This is a genomic window from Haemophilus haemolyticus (assembly GCF_003490595.1).
Classification (GTDB): Bacteria; Pseudomonadota; Gammaproteobacteria; order Enterobacterales; family Pasteurellaceae; genus Haemophilus; species Haemophilus haemolyticus_L.
Genome location: NZ_QQGY01000012.1, coordinates 1 through 26500 on the forward strand (window position 1 = coordinate 1; position 26500 = coordinate 26500).

The following is a 26500-nucleotide window of genomic DNA, read 5'->3' on the forward strand; positions in this document are numbered from 1 at the left end:
TTGTAAAAACGCGCAGCTTCTCTAATACTCATTTTTCGATTCAGAATAGGTTGGAGAGCCTGTAATTTAAATTCGATTGTGTAGTGTTTACCCATAAAAAAATCTGCACCTCAATTGTTGGTTTGTTGAGTCCAACTTTTGGGGTGCAGATCAAAATTCACGAATTTTTTAATAAAAAGAACATAAACATTCAAAAAAAGCCAATTTTCACCGCACTTTTTTCGTTTTTTTTCGCTCTAAACCCTACCAATGACTCGAAATTTCGCTACAATGCTGAACTTATCCCAAAATAAAAACAACAGGAAACAAACACAATGACAGGTGCACAACTCATCATGGAGTGCCTGAAAGCACACCATGTCACGACTCTTTTCGGCTATCCAGGCGGCGCAATCATGCCAACCTACGATGCCCTTTATGATGCAGGCTTAGATCACTTACTATGTCGTAATGAACAAGGTGCAGCCATCGCAGCGATCGGTTATGCTCGATCCACAGGAAAAGTCGGCGTATGCATTGCAACATCAGGCCCTGGCGCAACCAATTTAGTCACAGGATTAGGCGATGCCATGATGGACTCCATTCCAGTTGTAGCCATTACCGGTCAAGTTTCCTCGCCATTAATCGGCACGGATGCGTTCCAAGAAGCCGATGTTCTAGGTCTTTCCCTTGCTTGCACTAAACACAGCTTTATCGTTCAAAGTGCGGATGAATTAGCTGATGTTTTTGCGGAAGCCTTTGAAATTGCCCAAAGCGGACGTCCAGGCCCTGTTCTTATTGATGTGCCTCGTGATATCCAAATCGGTGAAGTACCTGAGAATGTAAAAGCCTACGTTAAAACACCAGAAAAACCGACCGCACTTTCGACAGATAAACTTGCTGAAGCAAAAGAATTATTAAAAAATGCTAAAAAACCGGTGCTTTATGTTGGTGGCGGTGTTGGTATGGCGAAGGCTGTTCCTGCCTTACGCGAATTTTTAGCCCAGACCCAAATGCCATCAGTCTCAACTTTAAAAGGTTTAGGTGCAATTGATCCAAATGATGATGTGTATATGGGAATGATTGGTATGCATGGCACAAAAGCTGCTAATTTTGCCGTGCAAGAAAGCGATTTATTACTCGTATGCGGTGCGCGTTTTGACGACCGTGTAACAGGTAAACTCGATACTTTTGCGCCTCATGCCAAAGTGATTCATTGTGATATTGATGCGGCAGAAATCCATAAATTACGCCGTGCAGATGTTGCACTACAAGGGGATTTAATCCAAGCACTTAATGCACTCAAACAAGAGCTTGATATTGAACCTTGGCGTGAACAAATCAGAGATTTCAAAGCAAAATTAGATTTCACTTATATTGAAAATCAAGGCAATCGCCCGATTGATCCTTGGGCATTACTCAACACCCTATCTAATCGCAAACCAAATAATGCAATAATTTGTACCGATGTGGGGCAGCATCAAATGTGGTCAGCGCAACACATGAAACATTTTGCACCAGAGAACTACATTACATCGGCAGGTTTCGGCACAATGGGCTTTGGCTTACCCGCTGCTGTAGGTGCAAAAAAAGCACGCCCGCAAGATGAAGTCATTTTGGTTACTGGGGATGGCTCACTCATGATGAATATCCAAGAATTGGGTTCAATCAAACGTGGCAATTTACCTGTAAAAATTTTGCTCTTGGATAACCAACGCTTAGGTATGGTTCGTCAATGGCAGGATTTATTCTGGAATAAACGTCGCAGTGAAACTATTTTAGACGACAACCCAGATTTTGTGATGCTTGCTAACGCGTTCGGTATTCCTGCAGAACGTATTGCGTCAGCCGATGATGTGGATGCTGCACTCAACCGATTATTAAACAGCAAAACAGCCTATTTATTACAAGTATGTATTCCACCTGATGAATGTGTATGGCCACTTGTTCCACCGGGGGCATGTAACGCGGATATGGTAGAGGAGATGAACTAATGAATGAATATAAACTTGAACTCGTCGCTCGCCATCGTCCTGAAGTCCTAGAGCGCATTTTACGCGTAGCACGCCACCGCGGATTTACCGTTACAACAATGGAAATGACACTGATTGAAACCCAAGTGCGGTTAAAAATCACCGTAAAATCTGACCGCGCTTTAGATCTATTAGTGAATCAGTTGGCGAAATTGCCAGATGTGATTACTGCTCCAACATACTAAGAGAAATACTATTATGTTGCCAATCAATATTGAATCATTGCTCACACATAAAACGATCGAAAGTAATCGGATTGAATTTAAATCTGGTTGGAACCCAGATTCGATTTATCGTTCTATTTGTGCTTTTGCAAATGATATTGAGGATATTGGCGGAGGATATATTTTTATTGGCGTTGAAGAAGAAAATGGAATTGCAAAAAGACCAGTTAAAGGACTTGATGATTCTGATATAGATCGTATTCAGCGTGAGATGTTGGGTTTTAATCATTTGATAACACCTAATTATTTCCCAAAAACTTATGTAGAAGAACTAGATGGTAAAAAAGTTATTATTTTATGGGTTATTAGTGGCTCAAATCGGCCTTATCAGGTTCCTCAATCAATTACATCTAGACAAAAGCAATATGAATATTATATTCGATATAATACATCATCTATCATTGCTAATAGCGAACAGGAACAAGAATTAAAGGAATTAGCAAATAAAATTCCTTTTGATGATCGTATTAATAGACAGGCTAATATCAATGATATTTCATTACTCCGTATTAATGATTTTTTAGTCAAAACAGAAAGTAAATTAGCATCTTATGTACTAGAAACAGATAAAATATCCTTATTAAAACAATTAGACTTAGTAGAAAATATAGGTGGTGTATATTATCCTAAAAATATTGCATTAATGATGTTTTGTGATAATCCCGATCAATTTTTCCCTCAAACTCAGGTTGATATTACTATTTTTCCTGAAGGGAAAGTAAATAACCCAGATTATTTTGTGGAAATTCCATCAATAAAGGGCCCTATTGATTCTATTATTAATGATACGCTACGCTATCTCAGAAATAATCTAATCAAGGAATTTATATTAAAACCAAAAGAACAAGCAGAATCTATTCGGTTATTTAATTATCCATATCAAGCTCTTGAAGAGGCTGTAGTTAATGCGTTATATCATCGAAATTATCAAGAAAGACAGCCAGTAGAGATCATTATTCAACCAAATTCACTAGAGATCATTAGTTATAATGGACCTGATAAATCAATTCAAAAAGCAGATTTAATTGCGGGTAATGTTAGAGCGAGACGTTATAAAAATCGCCGTCTTGGAGATTTTTTGAAAGAACTTAAGCTATCAGAAGGAAAAGGAACAGGATTACCCACGATTAAAAATGAATTGCGTAAAAATGGATCTGAGCCTGCAAAATTTGAGTTTGATGAGGATAGAACCTTTTTTCTTATTGAATTCACAGCAAAAAATGAACATATAAAATCTAATTTACCCTTATGTACCGAAACAGAACAAAAAATTATTGAGTTTCTACTTATGGGAGAAAAAAGCCGTAAAGATATTTTAGCTTTACTCAATAAAGCTAACAGCACTTATTCATACCAAAAATTTATAGAACCTTTAGTTTTAAAAAACTGGATTGAGAAAACAGAAAAAAGTAATAATAATCCGAAACAGCGGTTCAGACTAACTGATTTTTTCTATCGAAACTATGAAGTTACTCAGAAGTAATAACTTAAGAGCTAACATTTTGATTTAAAAGAAAAATGATTCAATACTTCAGACTACTTTTAAGTAAAGTCTAACGAATAAAATATACTTTTAAAACTCGGAGAGATTATTTATGCCAAAACTACGTTCAGCGACCAGTACACAAGGTCGTAATATGGCAGGCGCACGTGCCTTATGGCGTGCAACAGGGATGAAAGAAAATGACTTTGGTAAACCGATTATTGCGGTGGTGAACTCTTTCACCCAATTTGTGCCAGGGCATGTACATTTAAAAGATATGGGACAGCTTGTTGCCGCAGAAATTGAAAAAGCGGGCGGCGTAGCAAAAGAATTTAACACCATTGCGGTGGATGATGGTATCGCAATGGGTCACGGTGGGATGCTTTATTCCTTACCAAGCCGTGATTTAATCGCTGATAGCGTAGAATATATGGTCAATGCGCACTGCGCAGATGCTATGGTGTGTATTTCCAACTGTGACAAAATCACCCCGGGAATGTTAATGGCGGCAATGCGTTTAAATATTCCAACTATCTTCGTTTCAGGCGGCCCAATGGAAGCGGGTAAAACTAAACTTTCTGATCAATTAATCCGCTTAGATTTAGTTGATGCGATGATTGAGGCAGCCGATCCAAATGTGTCAGATGAACGCATTGATGCCATCGAACGTAGTGCTTGCCCAACTTGTGGTTCATGCTCTGGTATGTTTACCGCCAATTCCATGAACTGCTTAACTGAAGCGTTAGGTTTATCTTTACCTGGCAATGGTTCCATGTTGGCTACTCACGCAGACCGTAAAGAATTATTCTTAAAAGCAGGTCGTCAAATTGTTGAGCTTTGCAAACGTTATTACGAACAAGATGATGCAAGCGTATTACCTCGTTCAATCGGTACCTTTGATGCCTTTGAAAATGCAATGAGCCTCGATATCGCAATGGGTGGTTCAAGCAATACTGTTTTACACTTATTAGCGGCTGCTCAAGAAGCGGGCGTAGATTTTAAAATGGAAGATATTGACCGTTTATCGCGCAAAGTACCTTGTTTAAGCAAAATTGCACCAAACACCAATAAATACCACATGGAAGACGTACACCGTGCAGGCGGTATTATGGGATTGTTGGGGGAATTAGATCGCGCTGGATTAATTCATAAAAATACGCACACCGTGCTTGGAATGAGCATGGGAGAACAACTAGACCAATACGATATTATTCGCAATCAAGATGAAGAATTACATAAATTCTTCCGTGCAGGCCCTGCAGGCATCCGCACAACTCAAGCATTCTCACAAGATTGCCGCTGGGATACCGTCGATAATGATCGTGTAAACGGTTGTATTCGCAATAAAGAAAATGCGATCTCGCAAGAAGGTGGCTTAGCCGTATTATTCGGTAATCTCGCGGAAGACGGATGTATCGTTAAAACCGCGGGCGTAGATGAATCTATTTGGAAATTCACCGGCACTGCAATCGTATTTGAAAGCCAAGAAGATGCAGTTGCAGGCATTTTAGGTGGCAAAGTTAAAGAAGGTCATGTCGTTGTTATCCGTTACGAAGGCCCTAAAGGCGGACCTGGTATGCAAGAAATGTTATACCCAACCAGTTACTTAAAATCGATGGGATTGGGCAAAAAATGTGCTTTATTAACGGATGGTCGTTTCTCTGGTGGTACATCAGGCTTGTCTATTGGACATGCTTCACCAGAAGCTGCCTCTGGCGGTGCAATAGGCTTAGTACGCGATGGCGATATTATCAACATTGATATTCCAAATCGTGCAATTAACTTAGAAATCAGTAATGAAGAACTCGCAACACGCAGATCTGAACAAGATCAAAAAGGTTGGCAACCCGTTCACCGTGAACGTGAAGTATCTTTCGCGTTGAAAGTATTCGGTCACTTTGCGACCTCAGCGGACAAAGGTGCGGTACGAGATAAAACATTATTAAAATAATTTAACGGTTCCCCCTCCTTCATAAGAGGGGGATAAAACAAAGGAAAAACTAACCGCACTTCATCATCAAAACAAACACTATGAAAAACCTACTTACCAATCCTCAACCTTCTCAATCAGATTATATCAATGCCATTGTTAAACTTGGTTCGCGCGTATATGAAGCTGCGCAAGTGACCCCTTTACAAAAAATGGGAAAACTTTCTGAACGACTGCACAATAATATCTGGATCAAGCGCGAAGATCGCCAACCAGTAAATAGCTTTAAACTACGCGGCGCTTACGCAATGATTTCTAGCCTTTCAGCAGAACAAAAAGCAGCAGGCGTAATAGCGGCATCTGCAGGTAACCATGCGCAAGGCGTGGCATTATCAGCGAAACAATTAGGCTTAAAAGCATTGATCGTCATGCCACAAAATACTCCAAGTATTAAAGTGGATGCGGTGCGTGGTTTTGGTGGTGAGGTGTTGTTGCATGGTGCTAATTTTGATGAAGCCAAAGCAAAAGCGATTGAACTTTCCCGAGAAAAACACATGACATTTATTCCACCATTCGATCATCCATTAGTGATCGCAGGACAAGGCACGTTAGCGATGGAAATGCTACAACAAGTGACAGATTTGGATTATGTGTTTGTACAAGTCGGCGGTGGTGGCTTAGCTGCGGGTGTGGCAATTTTGCTTAAGCAATTTATGCCAGAAATTAAAATCATCGGTGTAGAATCAAAGGATTCTGCATGCTTAAAAGCCGCTCTCGACAAAGGCGAACCAACAGATTTAACCCATGTTGGATTATTTGCGGATGGTGTTGCCGTAAAACGCATTGGTGACGAAACATTCCGTCTATGCCAGCAATATCTTGATGATATGGTATTGGTCGATAGTGATGAAGTGTGCGCAGCAATGAAAGATTTGTTTGAGAACGTGCGTGCTGTTGCAGAACCATCTGGTGCATTAGGTTTAGCTGGTTTGAAAAAATATGCAAAACAAAACCATATTGAAGGCAAAAATATGGCGGCAATTTTGTCTGGCGCGAACTTGAATTTCCACACATTACGTTATGTATCTGAACGTTGTGAAATTGGTGAAAACCGAGAAGCTTTATTAGCCGTGACCATGCCTGAACAACCCGGTAGTTTCTTAAAATTTGCTTATGTATTAGGTAACAGAGCTGTAACCGAATTCAGTTACCGTTATGCAGATGATAAACGTGCTTGCGTGTTTGTTGGGGTAAGAACGACAAATGAGCAAGAAAAAGCAGATATTATTGCAGACCTCACAAAAAATGGTTTTGATGTTGAGGATATGTCTGATGATGATATTGCTAAAACCCACGTTCGCTATTTAATGGGGGGGCGAGCAGCCAATGATAATGAACGCTTATATACGTTCGAATTCCCAGAGCAAAAAGGTGCGTTATTGAAATTTCTAGAAACCTTGCAAAATCGTTGGAATATTTCCTTATTCCACTATCGTGCCCATGGTGCGGACTATGGAAATATCCTTGCAGGTTTCCAAATTGAAGAATGCGAACAAGCAGAATTTGAACAGACACTTGCCCAACTCAATTATGTTTTTGAAGATGTAACAGAAAGCAAATCCTATCGTTATTTCTTACGTTAATCTTATAAACTTATAAAAAAGGCGCGATATTTTTCACGCCTTTGTATTATTCAAACTCTAATTCCACCGCACTTTCGCCGAGTAAATTCACCAATTCCGTCAGAATTTCATCTGTTGGAATGATCGACCATTGCACACCCAAACGTAACAACGCACGACCTTTCAGACTTTGGTAATACACGTTAATAGGCAAGGTTCCACCACTTACCGGCTCAAGTAATGCTTTAAGTTGTTTAATGAAACTTGGTGTAATTTGATGCTCAGAAAGGCTGATAGCTAAGGATTTGACATAACGAGAACGAGCCTCATCTAAAGTCATTAATTCTCGCACCGTCATTTTTAAGCCACCAGAGAAATCATCAAAGCTCACCTGCCCAGAAGCAACAATCACTGTATCTTTTTGTAATTTTTCACCAAATTGTTCTAGGCTTTCACCAAATAATGTTAAATCTAAGCGACCTGAGCGGTCATCCAATGTAGCAATACCTAGCCGATTGCCTTTTTTCGTCATCGCAATTCTCGATGCTACAACTAGCCCCGCCACAGTGCTAATTTGTCCACGACGATTTGGTGCAAGATCTTTCAACCGCGTTGATGTGTAATGGGAAAGTTCTTTCAGATAACGGCTAACAGGATGGCTACTTAAATAAAGTCCCAAGGTTTCTCGTTCACCATCAAGGATTTGTTTTTCGGTATAAGGCGGTGTATTGGCATAGGCATTTTCCACTTCTTCATGGGTTTCCGTCAGTACACCGAACATATCCGTTTGTCCCATTGCTTCATCTTTCGCATGCTGATCGGAAGCTCTAAGCGCATCTTCTAAATTCTTAGAAAGTGCGGCGCGATGTGGGCCTAATTTATCAAAGGCGCCCGACATAATTAAGCTTTCAAAGGTACGGCGGTTAATTTTTTTCAAATCTACACGAGCGCATAAATCGAATAAATCTTTGAAAATCCCCCCTTCATTTCTTGCCGTCACAAGTGCGTCAATCGGGCCTTCTCCTACCCCTTTAATCGCGCCAATACCATACACAATTTCGCCTTGTTCATTGACGCTAAAATGATGTTTGCCGATATTAATATCTGGTGGCGTTACTTTTAAGCCCATACGTAAACATTCGTCGTACAAACCTACGATTTTATCCGTATTATCCATTTCAGATGTCATCACTGCAGCCATGAATTCTGCAGGGAAATGGGTTTTGAGCCAAAGGGTTTGGTAAGACACCAAGGCATAAGCGGCAGAGTGAGATTTATTAAAACCATAGCCAGCAAATTTTTCCACCAAGTCGAAAATCTTCATGGATAACTCACCATCAACACCGTTTTTCTCTGCACCTTCTTTAAATACGGAACGCTGTTTTGCCATTTCTTCTGGTTTCTTTTTACCCATTGCTCGACGCAATAAGTCAGCCCCACCCAAGGTATAGCCAGCCAACACCTGCGCAATTTGCATCACTTGTTCTTGATACAAAATAATACCGTAGGTCGGCTCAAGAATAGGTTTCAAGCTTTCATGTTGATATTCCGCATCAGGATAAGATACTTCTTCTCGTCCATGTTTACGGTCGATAAAGTTATCCACCATGCCTGATTGCAACGGACCAGGACGGAACAATGCCACCAACGCGATGATATCTTCAAAACAGTCAGGTTGCAGGCGCTTAATCAAATCCTTCATTCCACGCGATTCCAGCTGGAACACGGCTGTAGTTTCGGAACGTTTAAGTAATTCAAAAGATTCGGGATCATCAAGTGGAATGGCGGCAATATCCACTAATGGTTTGCCTTCACGAAGCATACGAGCATTAATCATATCTAATGCCCATTTAATAATAGTGAGTGTGCGCAAGCCTAGGAAGTCAAATTTCACAAGACCCGCATATTCCACATCATTTTTATCAAAGTGAGTAACCGGATGTAAGCCTTCATTATCACAGTAGAGCGGTGCAAAATCAGTAATTAAGGTTGGTGAAATGACCACGCCACCAGCATGTTTACCTGCATTACGTGTCACGCCTTCCAACTTGCGCGCCATATCAATCAACGCTTGCACTTCTTCATCACTATCATAGGCGGTCTGTAATTGTGGTTCGGCTTCAAATGCTTTCGCAAGCGTCATACCAGGATCGGGCGGAATTAATTTCGAAATACGATCAACGAAACCATACGGATGCCCTAATACGCGCCCCACATCACGAATCACTGCTTTTGCTGCCATGGTTCCAAAAGTGATAATTTGTGATACCGCGCCGCGGCCATAGGTTTCAGCAACGTGCTCAATCACTCGGTCTCGACCATCCATACAGAAATCCACGTCGAAATCGGGCATAGACACACGTTCTGGATTTAAGAAACGTTCAAAAAGCAAATCGAATTCTAGCGGATCTAAATCAGTGATTTTTAATGCATAAGCCACTAATGAACCCGCACCAGAACCTCGACCCGGACCAACAGGAATGTCGTTATCTTTCGACCATTGAATAAATTCCATTACGATCAAGAAATAACCTGGAAATCCCATTTGGTTAATCACATCCAACTCAACTTGCAAGCGTTCATCATATTTTGGTCTTTTTTCTAACCGCACTTTTTCATCAGGGAATAAAAAAGCTAAACGTTCTTCCAAACCTTCTTTGGCTTTTTGCACCAAGAAATCTTCTGTACTTAAATCTCCAGTCGGGAATTGAGGCAAGAAATATTGACCAAGGCGCAAAGTCACACTACAACGCTGCGCAATTAATAAGGTATTTTCGAGAGCGGAAGGAATGTCAGCGAATAACTTGCACATTTCCTCTTCGCTGCGGAAATATTGTTGTGGGGTATAACGTTTTGGACGTTTAGGATCGTCTAAAGTATAGCCATCGTGAATCGCTACGCGAATTTCGTGGGCCTCAAAATCATCAGATTTCAAAAACATCACATCGTTCGTCGCGACCAAAGGCAATCCATGACTTTTAGCTAATTTTAATGCTGCTTGGATATAACGTTCTTCATCAGGTCTTCCAGTGCGCGTAAGTGCAAGATAAAAATGATCAGCAAAAAACTCTTGGTAAAAAGCAATCGCACTTTCAATTTCGGCTACGTTTTCTTTCAACAATTTTTTACCTACATCGCCTTGCGTCCCTCCCGATAAAATAATCACGCCCTCGCGATGTTCAATTAACCAATTTTGATCGATATAAGGATAGTCATCGTAACCGCGCTGATAGGCTTTTGAGAGTAATAATGTAATGTTTTTATAGCCTTCGTTATTTTTAGCCAGCAAAGTAAGATCAAAGTATTCATCGCCACACAATGCGCTTTTGACCTTTACATCTGCCCCGATAATTGGCTTCATCCCCGAAGAAAGCATTTCGCCATAAAAACGCACCACACCACAAAAATTAGTAAAATCCGTTAATCCCATAGCAACCATTTCATTGGCAGCACAAGCTTTCACAAGAGGTTTCACTTTGACAATACTGTCGATCATCGAGAAATCTGTGTGCGTGCGAAGATGGACGAAACGAGGTTGGGATGACATTGAAAATCCTTAAAGTGCGGTTAAATTTTGCCGTAAATGTTAAGGCGGTATTATAGCGAATTTTTCAAATAAATGCCTATGCAACAAACGGCTTTCCTAATTCGCTCAGATAACCGATTGCGTGAATAAAAAATGTTAAGTAGATCAAAATTTTGATAATTATCCGTTCCCATTTTGGGTGATTTCGGCTAGTCTAGCAGCGATTTATTTATTTCAAGAGAATAAGGATGATCCTATGACAACTCTTTTTCATGTAGCGCAAAATTGGTTAAACCAAGATCCTGACGCAGAAACTCGTGCAGAATTAACCGCACTTTTAGATGCGGCAAAAGGCGGAGATAAAGCGGCAGAAACAGAATTACATGCGCGTTTTGATGGTCGTTTACAATTTGGTACGGCAGGTTTACGTGGCCGTTTACAAGCTGGCTCAATGGGGATGAACCGAGTGTTAGTTTCTCAAGCTGCTGGCGGTTTAGCGGAATATTTAAAAGGCTACGATAAAGAGCCGTCTATCGTAATTGGTTACGATGGCCGTAAAAACTCTGATGTATTTGCCCGTGACACAGCTGAAATTATGGCCGGTGCAGGCGTAAAAGCTTATTTATTACCACGCAAATTACCGACTCCAGTTTTAGCTTATGCTATCCAATATTTTGATACCACTGCTGGTGTAATGGTAACAGCAAGCCATAACCCACCGGAAGATAATGGCTATAAAGTGTATTTAGGTAAAGCAAATGGCGGCGGTCAAATCGTTTCACCAGCAGATAAAGACATCGCAGCATTAATTGATAAAGTTGCGGCAGGCAATATCCAAGATTTACCACGTAGCGATAATTATGTAGTGTTAAATGATGAAGTGGTAGATGCGTACATTACAAAAACTGCATCATTAGCTAAAGAGCCAGCTTGCGACATTAACTATGTTTATACCGCTATGCACGGTGTGGGTTATGAAGTTTTAAGTAAAACGCTAGCAAAAGCAGGCTTACCACAACCTCACGTAGTCGCAGATCAAGTTTGGCCAGATGGCACATTCCCAACTGTGAATTTCCCAAATCCAGAAGAAAAAGGCGCATTAGATTTAGCAATTAAAGTGGCAAAAGAAAAGAATGCTGAATTTATCATTGCTAATGACCCAGATGCAGACCGTTTAGCCGTTGCGGTGCCTGATGCGCAAGGCAACTGGAAATCACTACACGGCAACGTAGTAGGCTGTTTCTTAGGTTGGTACTTAGCAAAACAATATCAAGGCAAAAAAGGCACATTGGCTTGCTCACTTGTTTCTTCTCCTGCGCTCGCTGAAATTGCAAAAAAATACGGTTTCCAATCAGAAGAAACCTTAACTGGTTTCAAATACATCGGTAAAGTATCTGGCTTATTGTTTGGTTTTGAAGAAGCATTGGGCTATTTAGTTGACCCAGACAAAGTACGCGATAAAGACGGTATTTCTGCGGCAATCGTGTTCTTAGATCTTGTGCGTAACTTGAAAAAACAAGGCAAAACTTTAGCAGATTATGCTGATGAATTTACCAAAGAATTTGGTGCTTATGTAAGTGGACAAATCTCTATTCGAGTAAGCGATCTTTCAGAAATCGGAAAATTAATGACCGCACTTCGTAACAATCCACCAGCAGAAATCGCTGGCGTGAAAGTGGCGCAATTTATCGATCATACTAAAACAGATCGTCAAAGCGATATCCTTGTATTTAACTTGGAAAATGGCGGACGCTTAATTGCTCGTCCTTCAGGTACTGAACCAAAAATTAAATTCTACTTAGATGCGCGCGGTAAAGATCCAAAAGATGCAGATCGCGTATTAGCAGAATTTGATGAAGGTGTTCGTCATATTCTTCGCCAAGATGCTTATGGCAAACAAGATTGTTAATTGCTTCTAACAACAAACCGCACGTTTTACATGCGGTTTGTTGTTTAGTTTAATTTAGTATTAACCTGCAACGGCGATACGTTTCATATCTGTCATATAACCACGTAATTCTTGACCGATTAATTCAACAGGGTGGTTGCGAATTGCATCGTTTACATCGCGTAAGGTGATGTTGTCGATTTCCACTGCTGGAGTTGGCTCGCCCAAGTCACCTTTTTGAAGGTTAGGGATAATTTCTTTTGCAAGAATTGGGGTCGCTACGTTAGAGAATAAGTAGTTACCATATTCTGCAGTATCAGAAATGACCACGTTCATTTCGTATAAACGTTTACGCGCGATGGTGTTTGCGATTAACGGTAATTCGTGAAGTGATTCGTAGTAAGCTGATTCTTCATAAATACCGCTTGCAACCATAGCTTCAAAAGCTAATTCCACGCCAGCTTTCACCATTGCGATCATTAATACGCCGTTATCAAAGTATTCTTGTTCACTAATTTTGCCATCATATTTTGGTGCATTTTCAAAGGCTGTTTTACCCGTTGCTTCACGCCATGCGAATAAGTCTTTATCACCATTTGCCCAGTCAGCCATCATTGTTGCAGAGAAGTGGCCGCTGATGATGTCATCCATGTGTTTGTAATATAAGAAACCAAGGCTTTCTTTGATTTGTTCAGCTAGTTCAAATGCACGTAATTTTGCGCTGTTTGATAAGCGATCCATCATTAATGTGATACCGCCTTGTTTTAATGCTTCGGTAATCGTTTCCCAACCGTATTGGATTAATTTACCTGCGTATGCTGGATCTTTACCGTCTGCCACTAATTTGTCATAACATACGATAGAACCTGCTTGTAACATACCGCACAGGATAGTTTGCTCACCCATTAAGTCAGATTTTACCTCTGCCACGAATGAAGATTCTAAAACACCCGCTTTATGACCGCCAGTTGCCGCAGCCCATGCTTTTGCAATCGCCATGCCTTCGCCTTTCGGGTCATTTTCAGGGTGAACCGCGATTAATGTTGGCACACCGAAACCACGTTTGTATTCTTCACGCACTTCAGTACCTGGACATTTTGGTGCAACCATTACAACTGTAATGTCTTTACGGATTTCTTCGCCAACTTCAACAATGTTGAATCCGTGTGAATAACCAAATGCAGAGTCTTTTTTCATTAAAGGCATCACATCAGCAACTACTTTAGAGTGTTGTTTGTCTGGTGTTAAGTTTACGACTAAATCTGCAGTTGGAATTAATTCTTCATAAGTACCAACTTTAAAACCATTTTCAGTTGCACGTTGGAATGACGCACGTTTTTCAGCAATTGCTTCAGGGCGTAAGGCATAGCTAATATCTAAGCCAGAATCACGCATATTCAAACCTTGGTTTAAACCTTGCGCACCACAGCCTACGATAACGATTTTTTTGCCTTTTAAGAAGTTTGCTTCATCTGCAAATTCTTCGCGATCCATAAAACGACAACGACCTAATTGGTCTAATTTTTGACGTAAATTTAAAGTGTTGAAATAGTTAGCCATTTTGTTGTCCTTAATTGTGTAAGGTGAATAATTGTATGATGTTGTGTTTGCATATTTTTTTGTTGTGGTTTGATTATAGGATTTTTTGTTGTTGCGTAAAGTGATATTATGGGAATGTAATGTTGCGATTTGTGCAATTATTTTGGATTTTGTTTTTTTGTGAATTAGCATCGTATTTCGCTCGATGAGCGACCTACTTTCTTTTACTCGTGTAAAAGAAAGTAGGCAAAGAAAACACGCCCCAATTAAATCGCTGATCTTTGCTTTGTTTCAATTTTCTTAACGGCAATTTGCTGAACTCGCTACGCTCAAACAGACGCAAATTGCCTGAAAATTGAAAGTCGCAAAGGCGATTTATATGGGGCTCAGAATATATCAGAGCGTTATTAAAAAGTGCGGTTAGTTTTCTGGTATTTTTTTAAATACGCTAAATTTTACCCGCACTTTAAATTGAAGAAAGAACAAATTAGTTCCCTTCTTTGCCGCCTGAGAAATTGGAAACTTGTAGGAAATTTTCGTCTGTTTGAGCGTAGCGAGTTCAGAAAATTTCCGTTAAGCAAGTTTTCAATTTCTCAGGAAATAAGGCAAAGCAGGGCGTGTTTTCTTTTTGCCTACTTTTGCTTTGCACGAGCAAAGAAAAAGTAGGTCGCCATCGGCGAAACCCGATATTAAATAAAATAAAAGAAGAAATTATGGAATTTACCGATCTACAAATATTCATCCACCTTAGTGATACAAAAAACTTTGCTAAAACCGCCACCCAAAACCACATGTCCCCCTCTACGCTTTCCCGTCAAATTCAACGGTTGGAAGATGAGTTAGGGAAAACACTTTTTATTCGTGATAACCGTCAAGTTAAACTCACTGAATATGGTGAGAAATTTTTGCAATTTGCTAAAACAGAATGGCAAAACTGGCAACAATTTAAACAACAGCTCAAGGATGAATCCGATGAACTTTGCGGTGAAATTAAACTTTTTTGCTCTGTAACCGCATCTTATAGCCATCTTCCGCACGTACTTAAACAATTTCGCCAGCGTTATCCTAAAGTAGAAATTCAGCTGACGACGGGTGATCCAGCGCTTGCATTAGAGTTGATTCAAACCCAACAAGTTGACCTCGCTATTGCGGGTAAGCCGAATAATCTGCCATCCAGTGTGGCATTTCATAAAATTGATGATATTAGCTTATCTTTAATTGCACCGCGCGTGGCTTGTTTGGCGACACAATTACTGCAAGAAAAAACCATTAATTGGCAACAAATGCCTTTTATTTTCCCTGTTGAAGGGCATGCTCGACAACGGATTGAGCAATGGCTACGGGAGAAACATATTAAACATCCGAAAATTTATGCTACCGTTGCGGGGCATGAAGGGATTGTTCCGATGGTAGGATTGGGGTTCGGATTAGCGATGTTGCCTGATGCGGTGATTGACAATAGCCCAATGAATAACCAAATTTCCAGACTTAATCTCGATAAGCCTATTGAGCCTTTTGAATTGGTTATTTGTACCCAAAAAAGGAATCTCGAACAACCCTTAATCCGTGCATTTTGGGCGATGTTAGAATAGAATGATTGGCTGTTTAGAATAAGGATTTCTTATGTTTAAAGGTGTTCTCGTTTCATTACTTGCCTCATTTTTATTTGGCTATATGTATTATTTTTCTACGCTGCTGAAACCTTTGAGTGGCACGGATATTTTCGGTTATCGGATGATTTTTACGTTTCCCTTTGTTGTCCTTTCCGTGTTTATGTTTAAGCAGAAAAATGCGTTGATTAATCGCTTAAAACTCATCAAAAAACAACCGCACTTGGCATTACCCTATCTGTTTTGTGGCTTATTAATGGGTTTTCAAATGTGGCTTTTTCTTTGGGCACCGAATAATGGCAGTTCGTTGAGCGTGTCTTTTGGTTATTTGCTTTTGCCAATTGTGATGGTGGCGGCTGGTCGCTTAATTTTTAAAGAACGTATTTCAACATTTAAATTTATTGCAGTCGTGATTGCCGCATTGGGTGTGATTTCTAATATCGTGCTAAAAGGCGGGCTTTCTTGGGAAGCCATTGTGATTTGTGTTGGCTATACCACCTATTTTTCCATTCGAAAAGCATTAAAAAATAGTGATCTCGCCTCTTTTTGTTTAGAGATGTTGAGCCTAATCCCAATTAGCATTTATTTTGCGTTACAAACAGATTTCGCTGTGGTAGAACAAAGTAATCCTAATATTTGGGGACTACTTGTGTTGCTTGGATTAATTAGCGGCACGGCATTAATTGCTTATGTGATCGCTAGCAATATGCTACCAATGAATTTGCTTGGGCTACTTGGTTATGTGGAAACCATTATGATGATTTTCGTATCGTTTTTTATCGGTGAACAAATTGACGCCGAAAGTTACCCGCTTTTTATTTGTTTAGTGCTCGCTATGATTCTTGTTGTGATTGATGGTGTGTACAAACAGCACGCAAAAGGAAGTTTATAAATGTCATTTAAAGAAATTACGCCACAACAAGCTTGGGAAATGGTTCAACAAGGGGCGGTGTTAGCTGATATTCGCGATGATGCCCGCTTTACCCACTCGCATCCTAAAGGTGCTTTTCATTTAACGAATCAAAGTTTTTTGCAATTCGAAGAATTAGTAGATTTTGATTCACCTATCATTGTGAGTTGTTATCATGGCGTAAGCAGTAAAAATGTAGCGACCTTTCTAGTGGAACAAGGATATGAAAATGTGTTTAGTATGATTGGTGGATTTGATGGATGGGAGAAAGCAAATTTACCAGTAGAAAGAGAATATTAATTTAAATTGTAAAACTATATTGAATTAAGAATTTTATTCATGATTGTATTTAGTAACTTATCCTTAAAACGAGGGCAAACGGAACTTCTCGAAAATGCTTCTGCTACGATTAATCCCAAGCAAAAAGTCGGTTTAGTGGGGAAGAATGGTTGCGGTAAGTCGTCTCTTTTTTCCTTATTAAAAAAAGAATTAACGCCAGAGGGTGGCGAGATAAATTACCCAGCAAATTGGCGGGTATCTTGGGTGAATCAAGAAACGCCTGCATTGGATATTTCTGCGATTGATTATGTGATTCAAGGGGATCGTGAATATTGCCGTTTGCAACAAGAGCTTGAGCAGGCAAATGAACGTAATGATGGCCATGCGATTGCGCGCATTCACGGGCAATTAGAAACCTTAGATGCTTGGACAATTCAATCTCGTGCAGCTTCCTTATTGCATGGTTTAGGATTTAGCCAAGAAGAAACAACTCAGCCAGTGAAAGCCTTTTCGGGTGGTTGGCGGATGCGTTTGAATTTGGCGCAAGCTCTGCTTTGTCCGTCAGATTTATTGTTACTGGATGAGCCAACCAACCATTTGGATTTGGATGCAGTTATTTGGTTAGAACGTTGGTTAGTGCAATATCAAGGTACCTTGGTATTAATTTCTCACGACCGTGATTTTCTCGATCCAATTGTGACAAAAATCCTCCATATCGAAAATCAGAAGCTCAACGAATACACGGGCGATTATTCTTCCTTTGAAGTGCAACGAGCAACCAAGCTAGCGCAACAAACGGCTATGTATCGCCAGCAACAACAAAAGATCTCTCATTTACAAAAATATATCGACTGCTTTAAAGCGAAAGCGACCAAAGCCAAACAAGCACAAAGCCGTATGAAAGCCTTAGAGCGTATGGAACTGATTGCACCGGCTTATGTGGATAATCCTTTTACCTTTGAATTTCGTCCGCCGCAATCCTTGCCGAATCCGTTGGTGATGATTGAGCAGGCGAGTGCAGGTTATGGTAGCGATGAAAGTGCGGTAGAAATTTTAAGTAAAATTAAACTGAATTTGGTGCCAGGTTCGCGCATTGGTTTACTCGGAAAAAATGGTGCGGGAAAATCAACCTTGATTAAACTTTTAGCGGGAGAACTGACCGCACTTTCAGGCACGGTACAGTTGGCAAAAGGTGTACAGCTTGGCTATTTTGCCCAGCATCAATTAGATACTTTACGCGCAGACGAATCTGCCCTGTGGCACATGCAGAAACTCGCACCCGAACAAACGGAGCAACAGGTTCGAGATTATTTGGGCAGTTTTGCGTTCCACGGTGATAAAGTGAATCAAGCAGTAAAATCATTTTCAGGAGGAGAAAAAGCTCGATTGGTGTTGGCTTTGATTGTTTGGCAACGCCCGAATTTGTTACTACTTGATGAACCGACTAACCATTTGGATTTGGATATGCGTCAGGCATTAACGGAAGCGTTGGTGGATTACGAGGGATCTTTGGTGGTGGTTTCCCATGATCGCCACTTACTACGTAATACCGTGGAAGAGTTTTATTTAGTTCACGATAAAAAAGTGGAAGAATTTAAAGGCGATTTAGAAGACTATCAAAAATGGCTGAGTGAGCAAAATAGCACATCTGAAAATAAAGTCTCAGAAAAAGTTGGCGATAATGAAAATTCGGTTCAAAATCGTAAGGAACAAAAACGCCGTGAAGCAGAGTTACGCCAACAAACTGCGCCATTGCGTAAAAAAATCACGCAATTAGAAGAAAAAATGAATAAATTTTCTTCTGAGCTTGCGAACATAGAAAATCAACTGGCCGATGCCGAATTATATAATGCCGAAAATAAAGAAAAATTGACCGCACTTTTGGCTCAACAAGTGGATGTAAAGAAAGCATTAGGTGATGTAGAAACGGAATGGATGACCGCTCAGGAAGAATTGGAAGAAATGCTTCAAGCATAAGGATAGATTATGAATCAAAGCCTTTTTCATCATAGCAAACAACAGGAATATTGCCCTCAATGTGGAGCGCCTTTGCAAATTAAACAAGGCAAAAAAGGGCTGTTTTTAGGTTGCTCTGCTTATCCTGAATGTGATTATTTGCGTCCTTTGCAGCGAGCGGAACATAAAGTATTAAAAACACTTGATGAAATTTGCCCAAAGTGCGGTAATTTATTGCAGTTGAAACAAGGCAGTTTTGGGATGTTTATTGGTTGTAGCCATTATCCTGAATGCGATTTTGTGGTGCGGGAAGAATCTGAATCTGAGGAAGAAATTGCTTGTCCTGAATGTAAAATGGGGCATTTGATTTCTCGTCGAGGTCGCCAAGGAAAAATTTTTTACGGCTGTGATAATTTCCCTAAATGTAAATTTTCCTTGCCTACCAAGCCTTATACCGTGCCTTGCCCAACCTGCCATTTCCCACTTTCTTTGTTAAAAAGTGAAGATGAGGAAAAACAAATTTTTCAGTGTGCAAATAAAACTTGCCGTCATATTTTAGAGCAATAAAAGTAAAAGAGTGAAATGAATAGAGAACAGATCGCCGAGGCCCTTCGACAAAATCAAGTGGTCGCTTATCCCACTGAAGCTGTATTTGGCTTGGGCTGTAATCCGCAAAGTGAAAGCGCGGTAAAAAAATTACTTGATTTAAAGCAACGCCCAGTAGAAAAAGGATTGATTTTAGTGGCGCCTAGCTTGGATTTTTTCCGTCCTTTTGTTGATTTTGAGCAGATTAACGATGAACAGCTTTCTCGCCTGCAAGGTAAATATGAACGTCCAACGACTTGGATTGTGCCAGCTAAATCCACCACCCCGCATTTTCTCACAGGCAAATTTGATAGCATTGCAATACGTTTGTGCGATCACCCATCTGTGAAAGCCTTATGTGAAATCACGGGTTTTGCATTAACTTCAACGAGTGCAAATCTAACAGGAGAGCCCCCTTGTCGCATGGCTGATGAAGTGCGGTCACAATTCGGTGCAGATTTTCCTGTATTGGATGAAATGGTAGGCGGGGCGCATAATCCATCCGAAATTCGAGACTTGCGCACAAATCAACTTTTTAGACAGGGATAATTTATGGATCTTTATGCTGTATGGGGGAATCCGATTGCGCAAAGTAAATCCCCATTGATTCAAAGTCAGTTAGCCGCACAAACCCATCAAACCATAGAATACATTGCAAAATTAGGTGATCTTGATACTTTTGAACAACAACTTTTGGCATTTTTTGAGGAGGGCGCAAAAGGTTGCAATATTACTTCGCCTTTTAAAGAACGAGCTTATCAGCTGGCAGACGAATATAGCCAACGAGCAAAACTGGCGGAAGCCTGCAATACGCTAAAAAAACTCGATGATGGAAAACTTTATGCGGATAACACCGATGGGATCGGTTTGGTGACAGATTTACAACGTTTGAATTGGCTTCACCCAAATCAGCGCGTATTAATCTTGGGGGCGGGCGGAGCGACAAAAGGCGTATTATTGCCACTTTTACAAGCCAAACAAAACATTGTGCTTGCTAACCGCACTTTTTCGAAAGCCAAAGAATTAGCTGAAAGATTTCAGCCTTACGGCAATATTCAAGCTGCCTCAATAGATTCTATTCCGCTACAAACTTATGATTTGGTGATTAATGCAACTTCAGCTGGATTAAGTGGTGGAACGGCTCCAGTTGATGCTGAAATTTTAAGATTAGGTTCAGCTTTTTACGATATGCAATATGCGAAAGGTGCGGACACGCCATTTATTGCATTATGTAAAAGTTTAGGTTTAACCAATGTTAGCGATGGCTTTGGAATGCTGGTCGCGCAAGCAGCACATTCTTTCCATTTATGGCGAGGCGTAATGCCAGATTTTGTGGCGGTTTATGAGCAGCTTAAAAAGGAGATGTTATGACTACTCGATGCCCTTGGGTTGGCGAACAACCTATTTATATTGATTATCATGACAAGGAATGGGGAAAACCTGAATTCGACAGCCAAAAGCTATTTGAAAAAATTTGTTTGGAAGGGCAGCAAGCGGGGCTTTCGTGGATTACGGTTTTGAAAAAACGTGAATCTTACCGTGAGGCTTTTCATCAATTTGATCCGAAAAAAATCGCAAAAATGACCGCTCTTGATATTGATGTTTGCATGCAAAATACAGGATTAATTCGCCATCGAGCCAAGTTAGAGGCCATTGTCAAAAATGCGAAAGCTTATTTGGAGATGGAAAAGTGCGGTGAAAATTTCAGTGATTTTATTTGGTCATTTGTGAATCATAAACCAATCGTCAATGATGTGCCTGATTTGCGAACTGTGCCGGCTAAAACAGAAGCATCGAAAGCACTTTCTAAAGCCTTAAAAAAACGTGGTTTCGTCTTTGTTGGTGAAACCACGTGCTATGCGTTTATGCAGTCCATGGGGTTAGTAGACGATCATTTAAATGATTGTCCTTGCAAAACTCGCTAGTGTTTATGCTGATCGCGCTCCCATAAATCGGCGTATTTTACAAAGGTTGAATGCGCCGATAACACCGCTAATAAAAATCCTTGTTTGCCATCTAAAAAACCCGCTTTTAACAAATACATCTTCACAAAACAACCGATGGCGTGCGAAATTCCTTGCCAAAGTGTGGCTTTTTTTCCTTTAGTTTGACGTTGATCTGCCCAGGCTTTGGCATAACCCGCTGATTTCACTAGATAATGATGGATACTTTTATAAGTGAAATGTTCTAAATCACCTGTCAATTTTTCTACTTTTGTGCCAGCTGGAAATTCCACTTTTTCATGTACAAGCGAATCGTTATATTGCGCATAGTTTGTGCGATAGAGACGAACCACATAATCTGGATACCAGCCTGAATGGCGAATTTCACGTCCAAATACTTCACTAACCCGTGGAATTTCATAAACGGTATTTTCTCGATCATTTTTAACCGCACTTAAGATAGCCTGTTGTAGCTTGGGCGTAACGCGTTCGTCAGCATCTAACCAGAGTACATAATCACTAGTTACATATTGTTGGGCTAATTGGCGTTGTTTACCAAAGCCTTGCCAGTTGCTATTTTCATAGAATTTCGCCCCATAACTGAGTGCAATTTCTTTAGTGTTATCTGTGCTGCCAGAATCTAGAATGATAATTTCATCCACCCAATCTTTTACGGTGTCTAAGCAATTGGCGAGGTCTTGTGCTTCATTTTTTACAATCATCGCAACGCTAATTGTAGGCATATTTTCAATCCTTTTTTTGCTATACTAGCCGAAATTTTTTCAAGTATAACCGAATTTCATTTATGTGGCGTTTTTTTTATACCAGCTTGCTTTTAATCTGCCAGCCGTTGATATTGTGTTTTATTGGCTTGCTCAGTGTTAAATCTCCACGTTATCGTCAGCGTTTGGCTGAACGTTATGGTTTTTATGGCAATGCGTCTTGCCCTCCACCACAAGGAATCTTTATCCACGCCGCCTCCGTAGGGGAAGTGATTGCTGCGATACCGCTGGTTCGTCAATTGCAACAAGATTATCCACATTTATCCATTACTTTTACGACTTTTACGCCCACAGGTTCAGAGCGCGTCAAAGCCACTTTTGGAGACAGCGTTTTTCATTATTATCTCCCCCTTGATTTACCTTTTTCGATCCATCGTTTTATTAATTTTGTACAACCTAAATTATGTATCGTGATGGAAACAGAACTTTGGCCTAATCTTATTCATCAATTATTTTTACGCAATATTCCATTTGTTATCGCTAATGCACGTTTATCTGCGCGTTCTGCACATCGTTACGGAAAAATAAAAGCGCGCTTACAAACAATGTGGTCGCAAATTAGCTTGATTGCAGCGCAGGATAACATTAGCGGAAAACGCTATGCCACTTTGGGCTATCCAAAGGAAAAATTGAATATCACGGGCAATATTAAATATGATCTCAATACGAATGATGAACTATTACGTAAAATTGATTCATTGCGCACGCTTTGGAAGCAAGATCGCCCAATATGGATTGCTGCCAGCACGCATAATGGAGAAGATGAAATCATTTTAAAATCTCACCGCGCTTTGTTAGCAAAATACCCAAATTTATTGTTATTGCTCGTTCCGCGCCATACAGAGCGTTTTAATGTGGTGGCTGATTTACTTAAAAAGGAAAAATTCCAATTTATTCGTCGCTCCACAAATGAGTTACCAAATGAGAATACTCAAGTGATTTTGGGTGATAGTATGGGCGAACTGATGTTGATGTATGGCATTTCTGATATTGCTTTTGTGGGTGGAAGCCTTGTGAAACATGGTGGACATAATCCACTGGAACCTCTTGCATTTAAAATGCCAGTGATTACTGGCAAGCACACGTTCAATTTCCCCGAGATATTTAGAATGTTGGTGGAAGTGCAAGGTGTGTTGGAAGTTAATTCAACCGCAGATGCCTTAGAACGTGCAGTAGAAGCCTTATTAAACTCAAAAGAAGCTCGCGAACGTTTAGGCAATGCAGGCTATGAAGTGCTGATGGAAAACCGAGGGGCATTACAGCGTTTGTTAGATTTATTAAAACCTTATTTGGAGCGCAATGTATGACGAGCGTGATTTATCCCGGTACTTTTGATCCGATTACGAACGGTCATTTAGACATTATTGAAAGAAGTGCGGTAATTTTTCCTCGTGTTTTAGTGGCGGTGGCAAATAGTCCAAGCAAAAAAACGCTATTTTCTTTGGATAAACGCGTGGAGCTTGTTCGTCAATCTGTTGCACATTTATCCAATGTTGAGGTGTTTGGCTTCTCTGATTTGTTGGCCAATGTAATTAAACAGCATAGTATTTCCGCTATTATTCGCGGCGTACGCACGACAACAGACTTTGAATATGAACTTCAATTGGCGGCACTGAATCGTTTACTCACACAAGGCGTAGACAGTCTGTTTTTCCCGCCAGCAGAAAAATGGGCGTTTGTTTCTTCCACCATTGTACGTGAAATTTATTTGCACGGCGGCGATGTGGCAGAGCTAGTTCCTGTGTCTGTGTTCAATGCGTTAAAAGCACGATGATAAAAACCTTTATTTTTTTAACCGCACTTATCGCTTTATCTGGTTGTGGTTCCGTGATCAAACTTATCGATCCAACAGAAAAATATACCGCCTATGCAGGGGTTGCTTATGATCTTGAAATGGCGCAACAATGGGGATTGCCAATCTTAGATTTGCCTCTCTCATTTTTATTAGACACCGTGTTACTGCCCTATGTGTGGGCTCAATAATTCTTATGAAACTCAATCCTCAACAACAACAAGCCGTTAAATATGTGACAGGCCCTTGTCTTGTGCTTGCTGGCGCAGGCTCAGGCAAAACTCGCGTAATCATTAATAAAATTGCCCATTTAATTGAAAAGTGCGGTTATTCTCCAAAACAAATTGCTGCTGTTACTTTCACCAACAAAGCCGCACGTGAGATGAAAGAGCGTGTTGCTCATTCCATTGGCAAAGAACAATCCAAAGGCTTGCTTGTTTCTACTTTTCATACGCTCGGTTTTGACATTATTAAGCGCGAATATAAAGCGTTGGGCTTTAAATCAAATATGACCTTGTTTGATGAACATGATCAATTTGCGTTGTTAAAAGAGCTAACCGCTGATGTGTTAAAAGAAGATAAGGATTTATTGCGTGAGTTAATTTCAGTGATTTCTAACTGGAAGAACGATTTGATTTCGCCAAAACAGGCATTTGCGTTAGCGTGTGATGCAAAGTATCAAACTTTTGCAAAATGTTATGAGCGTTACGCCACACAAATTCGAGCCTACAATGCCCTTGATTTTGATGATTTAATTATGTTGCCGACATTATTGTTCAAGCAAAATGAAGAAGTGAGGTCAAAATGGCAGGCAAAAATTCGTTATTTGTTGGTGGATGAATATCAAGATACCAACACCAGTCAATATGAACTGATTAAACTTTTAGTGGGTGATCGTGCATGTTTTACTGTGGTGGGCGATGATGACCAATCTATTTATTCATGGCGTGGCGCACGACCAGAAAATATGGTGCGTTTACGCGATGATTTCCCTCGTTTGCAAGTGATTAAGCTAGAGCAAAATTATCGTTCAACCCAACGTATTCTGCATTGCGCCAATATTTTGATTGATAACAATGAGCACGTGTTTGATAAGAAACTCTTTTCAACCATTGGTGAAGGAGAAAAATTGCTTGTTATCGAAGCAAAAAATGAAGAACACGAAGCAGAACGGATTGTCGCCGAGTTGATCGCCCATCGTTTTAGCCGTAAAACCAAATATAAAGATTATGCGATTTTGTATCGAGGCAACCATCAATCCCGATTACTCGAAAAAGTACTGATGCAAAACCGTATTCCTTACAAAATTTCGGGCGGTACTTCTTTTTTCTCTCGTGCAGAAATCAAAGATATGATGGCGTATTTGCGCTTGGTGGTGAATCAAGATGATGATGCCGCATTCCTGCGTATTGTGAATACACCGAAACGTGAAATTGGTACCGCGACGTTACAAAAACTTGGAGAGTTGGCTCAAGAAAAACACATCAGTTTGTTTGACGCTATTTTTGAGTTTGAGCTTATTCAACGCATCACGCCAAAAGCCTATGATTCATTGCAAAAATTTGGCCGTTGGATTGTAGAACTTAATGATGAAATTCAACGTTCTGAACCAGAACGTGCGGTACGTTCTATGTTATCTGCGATTCATTATGAAGAATATTTGTACGAATACGCAACAAGCCCTAAAGCGGCAGAAATGCAAAGTAAGAATGTCGCCACGCTATTTGACTGGGTTGCGGATATGTTAAAAGGTGATGAAACCAATGAGCCGATGAACCTTAATCAAGTGGTAACCCGCCTGACATTACGGGATATGTTAGAGCGAGGCGAAGACGATGACGAGAGCGATCAAGTTCAACTGATGACATTGCATGCATCTAAAGGATTGGAATTTCCTTATGTTTATTTGATTGGTATGGAAGAGGGCATTTTACCCCACCAAACTAGCATTGATGAAGACAATGTGGAAGAAGAACGCCGCTTGGCTTATGTGGGTATCACAAGAGCGCAAAAAGAACTTACTTTTTCTTTATGTCGTGAGCGCCGTCAATATGGCGAATTAGTTCGCCCAGAACCCAGCCGATTTTTAGCTGAATTACCTAATGACAATGTGCTATGGGAACGCGATAAACCAAAACTAACCACCGAGCAAAAACAAGAAAAAACACAAAATCAACTAGATCGATTAAGGGCGATTTTGAAAGGAAGCTAGAAAATCTAGCTTGGAATGAAAAGACAGGAAGAAAAGTGCAGTCAGGTTTTAAAGTATTTTTGCAAATTGACAGCACTTTAGAACATAAAAGACCGTCTGAAAAAAACATCTTTCGTTTTAAAAAGTGTATTAATTCACTATTTTTCATTTAAAAAAATGTTAATTTGTTCCTATCTATTGTTAGAAAAAATGCATAATTACTCTACA

General features: G+C 40.2%; 21 protein-coding genes. 18 read left to right on the forward strand and 3 right to left on the reverse strand.

Annotated elements, in window-relative coordinates; translation table 11 throughout:
- Positions 1-314 precede the first annotated feature (314 nt).
- From ilvG to ilvA, 5 genes are all read left to right on the forward strand, one after another.
- Positions 315-1973 carry an acetolactate synthase 2 catalytic subunit gene (gene ilvG / locus DV415_RS09200; protein WP_118791055.1) on the forward strand — a complete coding sequence of 553 codons (1659 nt, stop codon included), beginning with the start codon at positions 315-317 and terminating at the stop codon, positions 1971-1973.
- On the forward strand, positions 1973-2197 hold the full coding sequence (ilvM, locus tag DV415_RS09205; protein ID WP_118785200.1) for an acetolactate synthase 2 small subunit: 225 nt from the start codon (positions 1973-1975) through the stop codon (positions 2195-2197). The genes ilvG and ilvM overlap by 1 nt, the downstream gene beginning before the upstream one ends.
- A 13-nt stretch (positions 2198-2210) precedes the next feature.
- Entirely contained in the window at positions 2211-3719 is a 1509-nt protein-coding gene (locus DV415_RS09210; protein WP_118791054.1) for an RNA-binding domain-containing protein, read from the forward strand.
- A 112-nt stretch (positions 3720-3831) separates the two neighbouring features.
- Positions 3832-5670 (forward strand): dihydroxy-acid dehydratase, encoded by a 1839-nt coding sequence (ilvD, locus tag DV415_RS09215; protein WP_118791053.1) that lies wholly within the window; start codon positions 3832-3834, stop codon positions 5668-5670.
- A gap of 80 nt (positions 5671-5750) precedes the next feature.
- Positions 5751-7292 carry a threonine ammonia-lyase, biosynthetic gene (ilvA, locus tag DV415_RS09220; RefSeq protein WP_118791052.1) on the forward strand — a complete coding sequence of 514 codons (1542 nt, stop codon included), beginning with the start codon at positions 5751-5753 and terminating at the stop codon, positions 7290-7292.
- A 46-nt stretch (positions 7293-7338) separates the two neighbouring features.
- Here the strand turns inward: ilvA and dnaE are convergent, their stop codons facing one another.
- A complete protein-coding gene (dnaE, locus tag DV415_RS09225) occupies positions 7339-10818 on the reverse strand; it encodes a DNA polymerase III subunit alpha (protein WP_118791051.1) in 3480 nt (1159 codons plus the stop codon).
- Positions 10819-11053: 235 nt separating this feature from the next.
- On the opposite strand from dnaE, the gene DV415_RS09230 reads away from it, so the two are divergent.
- The gene (locus DV415_RS09230) at positions 11054-12706 is read left to right on the forward strand and encodes a phospho-sugar mutase (RefSeq protein WP_118791050.1); all 1653 of its coding nucleotides are present in this window, start codon (positions 11054-11056) and stop codon (positions 12704-12706) included.
- A 60-nt stretch (positions 12707-12766) separates the two neighbouring features.
- On the opposite strand, the gene ilvC is transcribed toward DV415_RS09230, so the two are convergent.
- On the reverse strand, positions 12767-14245 hold the full coding sequence (gene ilvC, locus DV415_RS09235) for a ketol-acid reductoisomerase (protein ID WP_049364180.1): 1479 nt from the start codon (positions 14243-14245) through the stop codon (positions 12767-12769).
- A 692-nt stretch (positions 14246-14937) separates the two neighbouring features.
- Here ilvC and ilvY point away from each other — a divergent pair.
- The 8 genes from ilvY to DV415_RS09280 are packed head-to-tail and all read left to right on the forward strand — an operon-like array spanning position 14938 to position 21489.
- Entirely contained in the window at positions 14938-15816 is an 879-nt protein-coding gene (ilvY, locus tag DV415_RS09245; protein ID WP_118782505.1) for an HTH-type transcriptional activator IlvY, read from the forward strand.
- Between the two features lie 31 nt (positions 15817-15847).
- The gene (gene rarD / locus DV415_RS09250; protein ID WP_118791047.1) at positions 15848-16726 is read left to right on the forward strand and encodes an EamA family transporter RarD; all 879 of its coding nucleotides are present in this window, start codon (positions 15848-15850) and stop codon (positions 16724-16726) included.
- A complete protein-coding gene (glpE, locus tag DV415_RS09255) occupies positions 16727-17044 on the forward strand; it encodes a thiosulfate sulfurtransferase GlpE (protein WP_118791046.1) in 318 nt (105 codons plus the stop codon).
- Positions 17045-17083: 39 nt separating this feature from the next.
- Positions 17084-19000 (forward strand): ABC transporter ATP-binding protein, encoded by a 1917-nt coding sequence (locus DV415_RS09260; protein WP_118791045.1) that lies wholly within the window; start codon positions 17084-17086, stop codon positions 18998-19000.
- 9 nt (positions 19001-19009) lie between these two features.
- Positions 19010-19546: a DNA topoisomerase family protein gene (locus tag DV415_RS09265; RefSeq protein WP_118791044.1), complete on the forward strand. Its 537-nt coding sequence runs from the start codon at positions 19010-19012 to the stop codon at positions 19544-19546.
- 15 nt (positions 19547-19561) lie between these two features.
- Positions 19562-20113, forward strand: a complete 552-nt coding sequence (gene tsaC / locus DV415_RS09270; RefSeq protein ID WP_118782501.1) for an L-threonylcarbamoyladenylate synthase type 1 TsaC — start codon at positions 19562-19564, stop codon at positions 20111-20113.
- Between the two features lie 3 nt (positions 20114-20116).
- The gene (gene aroE, locus DV415_RS09275) at positions 20117-20935 is read left to right on the forward strand and encodes a shikimate dehydrogenase (protein WP_118791043.1); all 819 of its coding nucleotides are present in this window, start codon (positions 20117-20119) and stop codon (positions 20933-20935) included.
- Positions 20932-21489, forward strand: coding sequence for a DNA-3-methyladenine glycosylase I (locus tag DV415_RS09280; RefSeq protein WP_118782499.1), 558 nt, complete (start codon positions 20932-20934; stop codon positions 21487-21489). Before aroE ends, DV415_RS09280 begins: the two co-directional genes overlap by 4 nt.
- Here the strand turns inward: DV415_RS09280 and DV415_RS09285 are convergent.
- Entirely contained in the window at positions 21486-22250 is a 765-nt protein-coding gene (locus tag DV415_RS09285) for a glycosyltransferase family 2 protein (RefSeq protein ID WP_118791042.1), read from the reverse strand. The genes DV415_RS09280 and DV415_RS09285 overlap by 4 nt on opposite strands.
- A 62-nt stretch (positions 22251-22312) precedes the next feature.
- On the opposite strand from DV415_RS09285, the gene waaA reads away from it, so the two are divergent.
- The 4 genes from waaA to rep are packed head-to-tail and all read left to right on the forward strand — an operon-like array spanning position 22313 to position 26293.
- On the forward strand, positions 22313-23596 hold the full coding sequence (gene waaA, locus DV415_RS09290; protein WP_118791041.1) for a lipid IV(A) 3-deoxy-D-manno-octulosonic acid transferase: 1284 nt from the start codon (positions 22313-22315) through the stop codon (positions 23594-23596).
- Positions 23593-24063, forward strand: coding sequence for a pantetheine-phosphate adenylyltransferase (coaD, locus tag DV415_RS09295; protein WP_118791040.1), 471 nt, complete (start codon positions 23593-23595; stop codon positions 24061-24063). The genes waaA and coaD overlap by 4 nt, the downstream gene beginning before the upstream one ends.
- Positions 24060-24272 (forward strand): YceK/YidQ family lipoprotein, encoded by a 213-nt coding sequence (locus tag DV415_RS09300; RefSeq protein WP_118791039.1) that lies wholly within the window; start codon positions 24060-24062, stop codon positions 24270-24272. The genes coaD and DV415_RS09300 overlap by 4 nt, the downstream gene beginning before the upstream one ends.
- A gap of 5 nt (positions 24273-24277) precedes the next feature.
- The gene (gene rep / locus DV415_RS09305; protein ID WP_118791038.1) at positions 24278-26293 is read left to right on the forward strand and encodes a DNA helicase Rep; all 2016 of its coding nucleotides are present in this window, start codon (positions 24278-24280) and stop codon (positions 26291-26293) included.
- Positions 26294-26500 lie beyond the last annotated feature (207 nt).

Coding starts and splice junctions, on each gene's coding strand:
- glpE (WP_118791046.1), top strand. CDS start 16,727: ATGTCATTTAAAGAAATTACGCCACAACAAGCTTGGGAAATGGTTCAA.
- rarD (WP_118791047.1), top strand. CDS start 15,848: ATGTTTAAAGGTGTTCTCGTTTCATTACTTGCCTCATTTTTATTTGGC.
- DV415_RS09265 (WP_118791044.1), top strand. CDS start 19,010: ATGAATCAAAGCCTTTTTCATCATAGCAAACAACAGGAATATTGCCCT.
- ilvC (WP_049364180.1), bottom strand. CDS start 14,245: ATGGCTAACTATTTCAACACTTTAAATTTACGTCAAAAATTAGACCAA.
- ilvY (WP_118782505.1), top strand. CDS start 14,938: ATGGAATTTACCGATCTACAAATATTCATCCACCTTAGTGATACAAAA.
- DV415_RS09230 (WP_118791050.1), top strand. CDS start 11,054: ATGACAACTCTTTTTCATGTAGCGCAAAATTGGTTAAACCAAGATCCT.
- DV415_RS09260 (WP_118791045.1), top strand. CDS start 17,084: ATGATTGTATTTAGTAACTTATCCTTAAAACGAGGGCAAACGGAACTT.
- coaD (WP_118791040.1), top strand. CDS start 23,593: ATGACGAGCGTGATTTATCCCGGTACTTTTGATCCGATTACGAACGGT.
- DV415_RS09210 (WP_118791054.1), top strand. CDS start 2,211: ATGTTGCCAATCAATATTGAATCATTGCTCACACATAAAACGATCGAA.
- rep (WP_118791038.1), top strand. CDS start 24,278: ATGAAACTCAATCCTCAACAACAACAAGCCGTTAAATATGTGACAGGC.
- DV415_RS09280 (WP_118782499.1), top strand. CDS start 20,932: ATGACTACTCGATGCCCTTGGGTTGGCGAACAACCTATTTATATTGAT.
- aroE (WP_118791043.1), top strand. CDS start 20,117: ATGGATCTTTATGCTGTATGGGGGAATCCGATTGCGCAAAGTAAATCC.
- dnaE (WP_118791051.1), bottom strand. CDS start 10,818: ATGTCATCCCAACCTCGTTTCGTCCATCTTCGCACGCACACAGATTTC.
- DV415_RS09300 (WP_118791039.1), top strand. CDS start 24,060: ATGATAAAAACCTTTATTTTTTTAACCGCACTTATCGCTTTATCTGGT.
- waaA (WP_118791041.1), top strand. CDS start 22,313: ATGTGGCGTTTTTTTTATACCAGCTTGCTTTTAATCTGCCAGCCGTTG.
- DV415_RS09285 (WP_118791042.1), bottom strand. CDS start 22,250: ATGCCTACAATTAGCGTTGCGATGATTGTAAAAAATGAAGCACAAGAC.
- ilvG (WP_118791055.1), top strand. CDS start 315: ATGACAGGTGCACAACTCATCATGGAGTGCCTGAAAGCACACCATGTC.
- ilvD (WP_118791053.1), top strand. CDS start 3,832: ATGCCAAAACTACGTTCAGCGACCAGTACACAAGGTCGTAATATGGCA.
- ilvM (WP_118785200.1), top strand. CDS start 1,973: ATGAATGAATATAAACTTGAACTCGTCGCTCGCCATCGTCCTGAAGTC.
- ilvA (WP_118791052.1), top strand. CDS start 5,751: ATGAAAAACCTACTTACCAATCCTCAACCTTCTCAATCAGATTATATC.
- tsaC (WP_118782501.1), top strand. CDS start 19,562: ATGAATAGAGAACAGATCGCCGAGGCCCTTCGACAAAATCAAGTGGTC.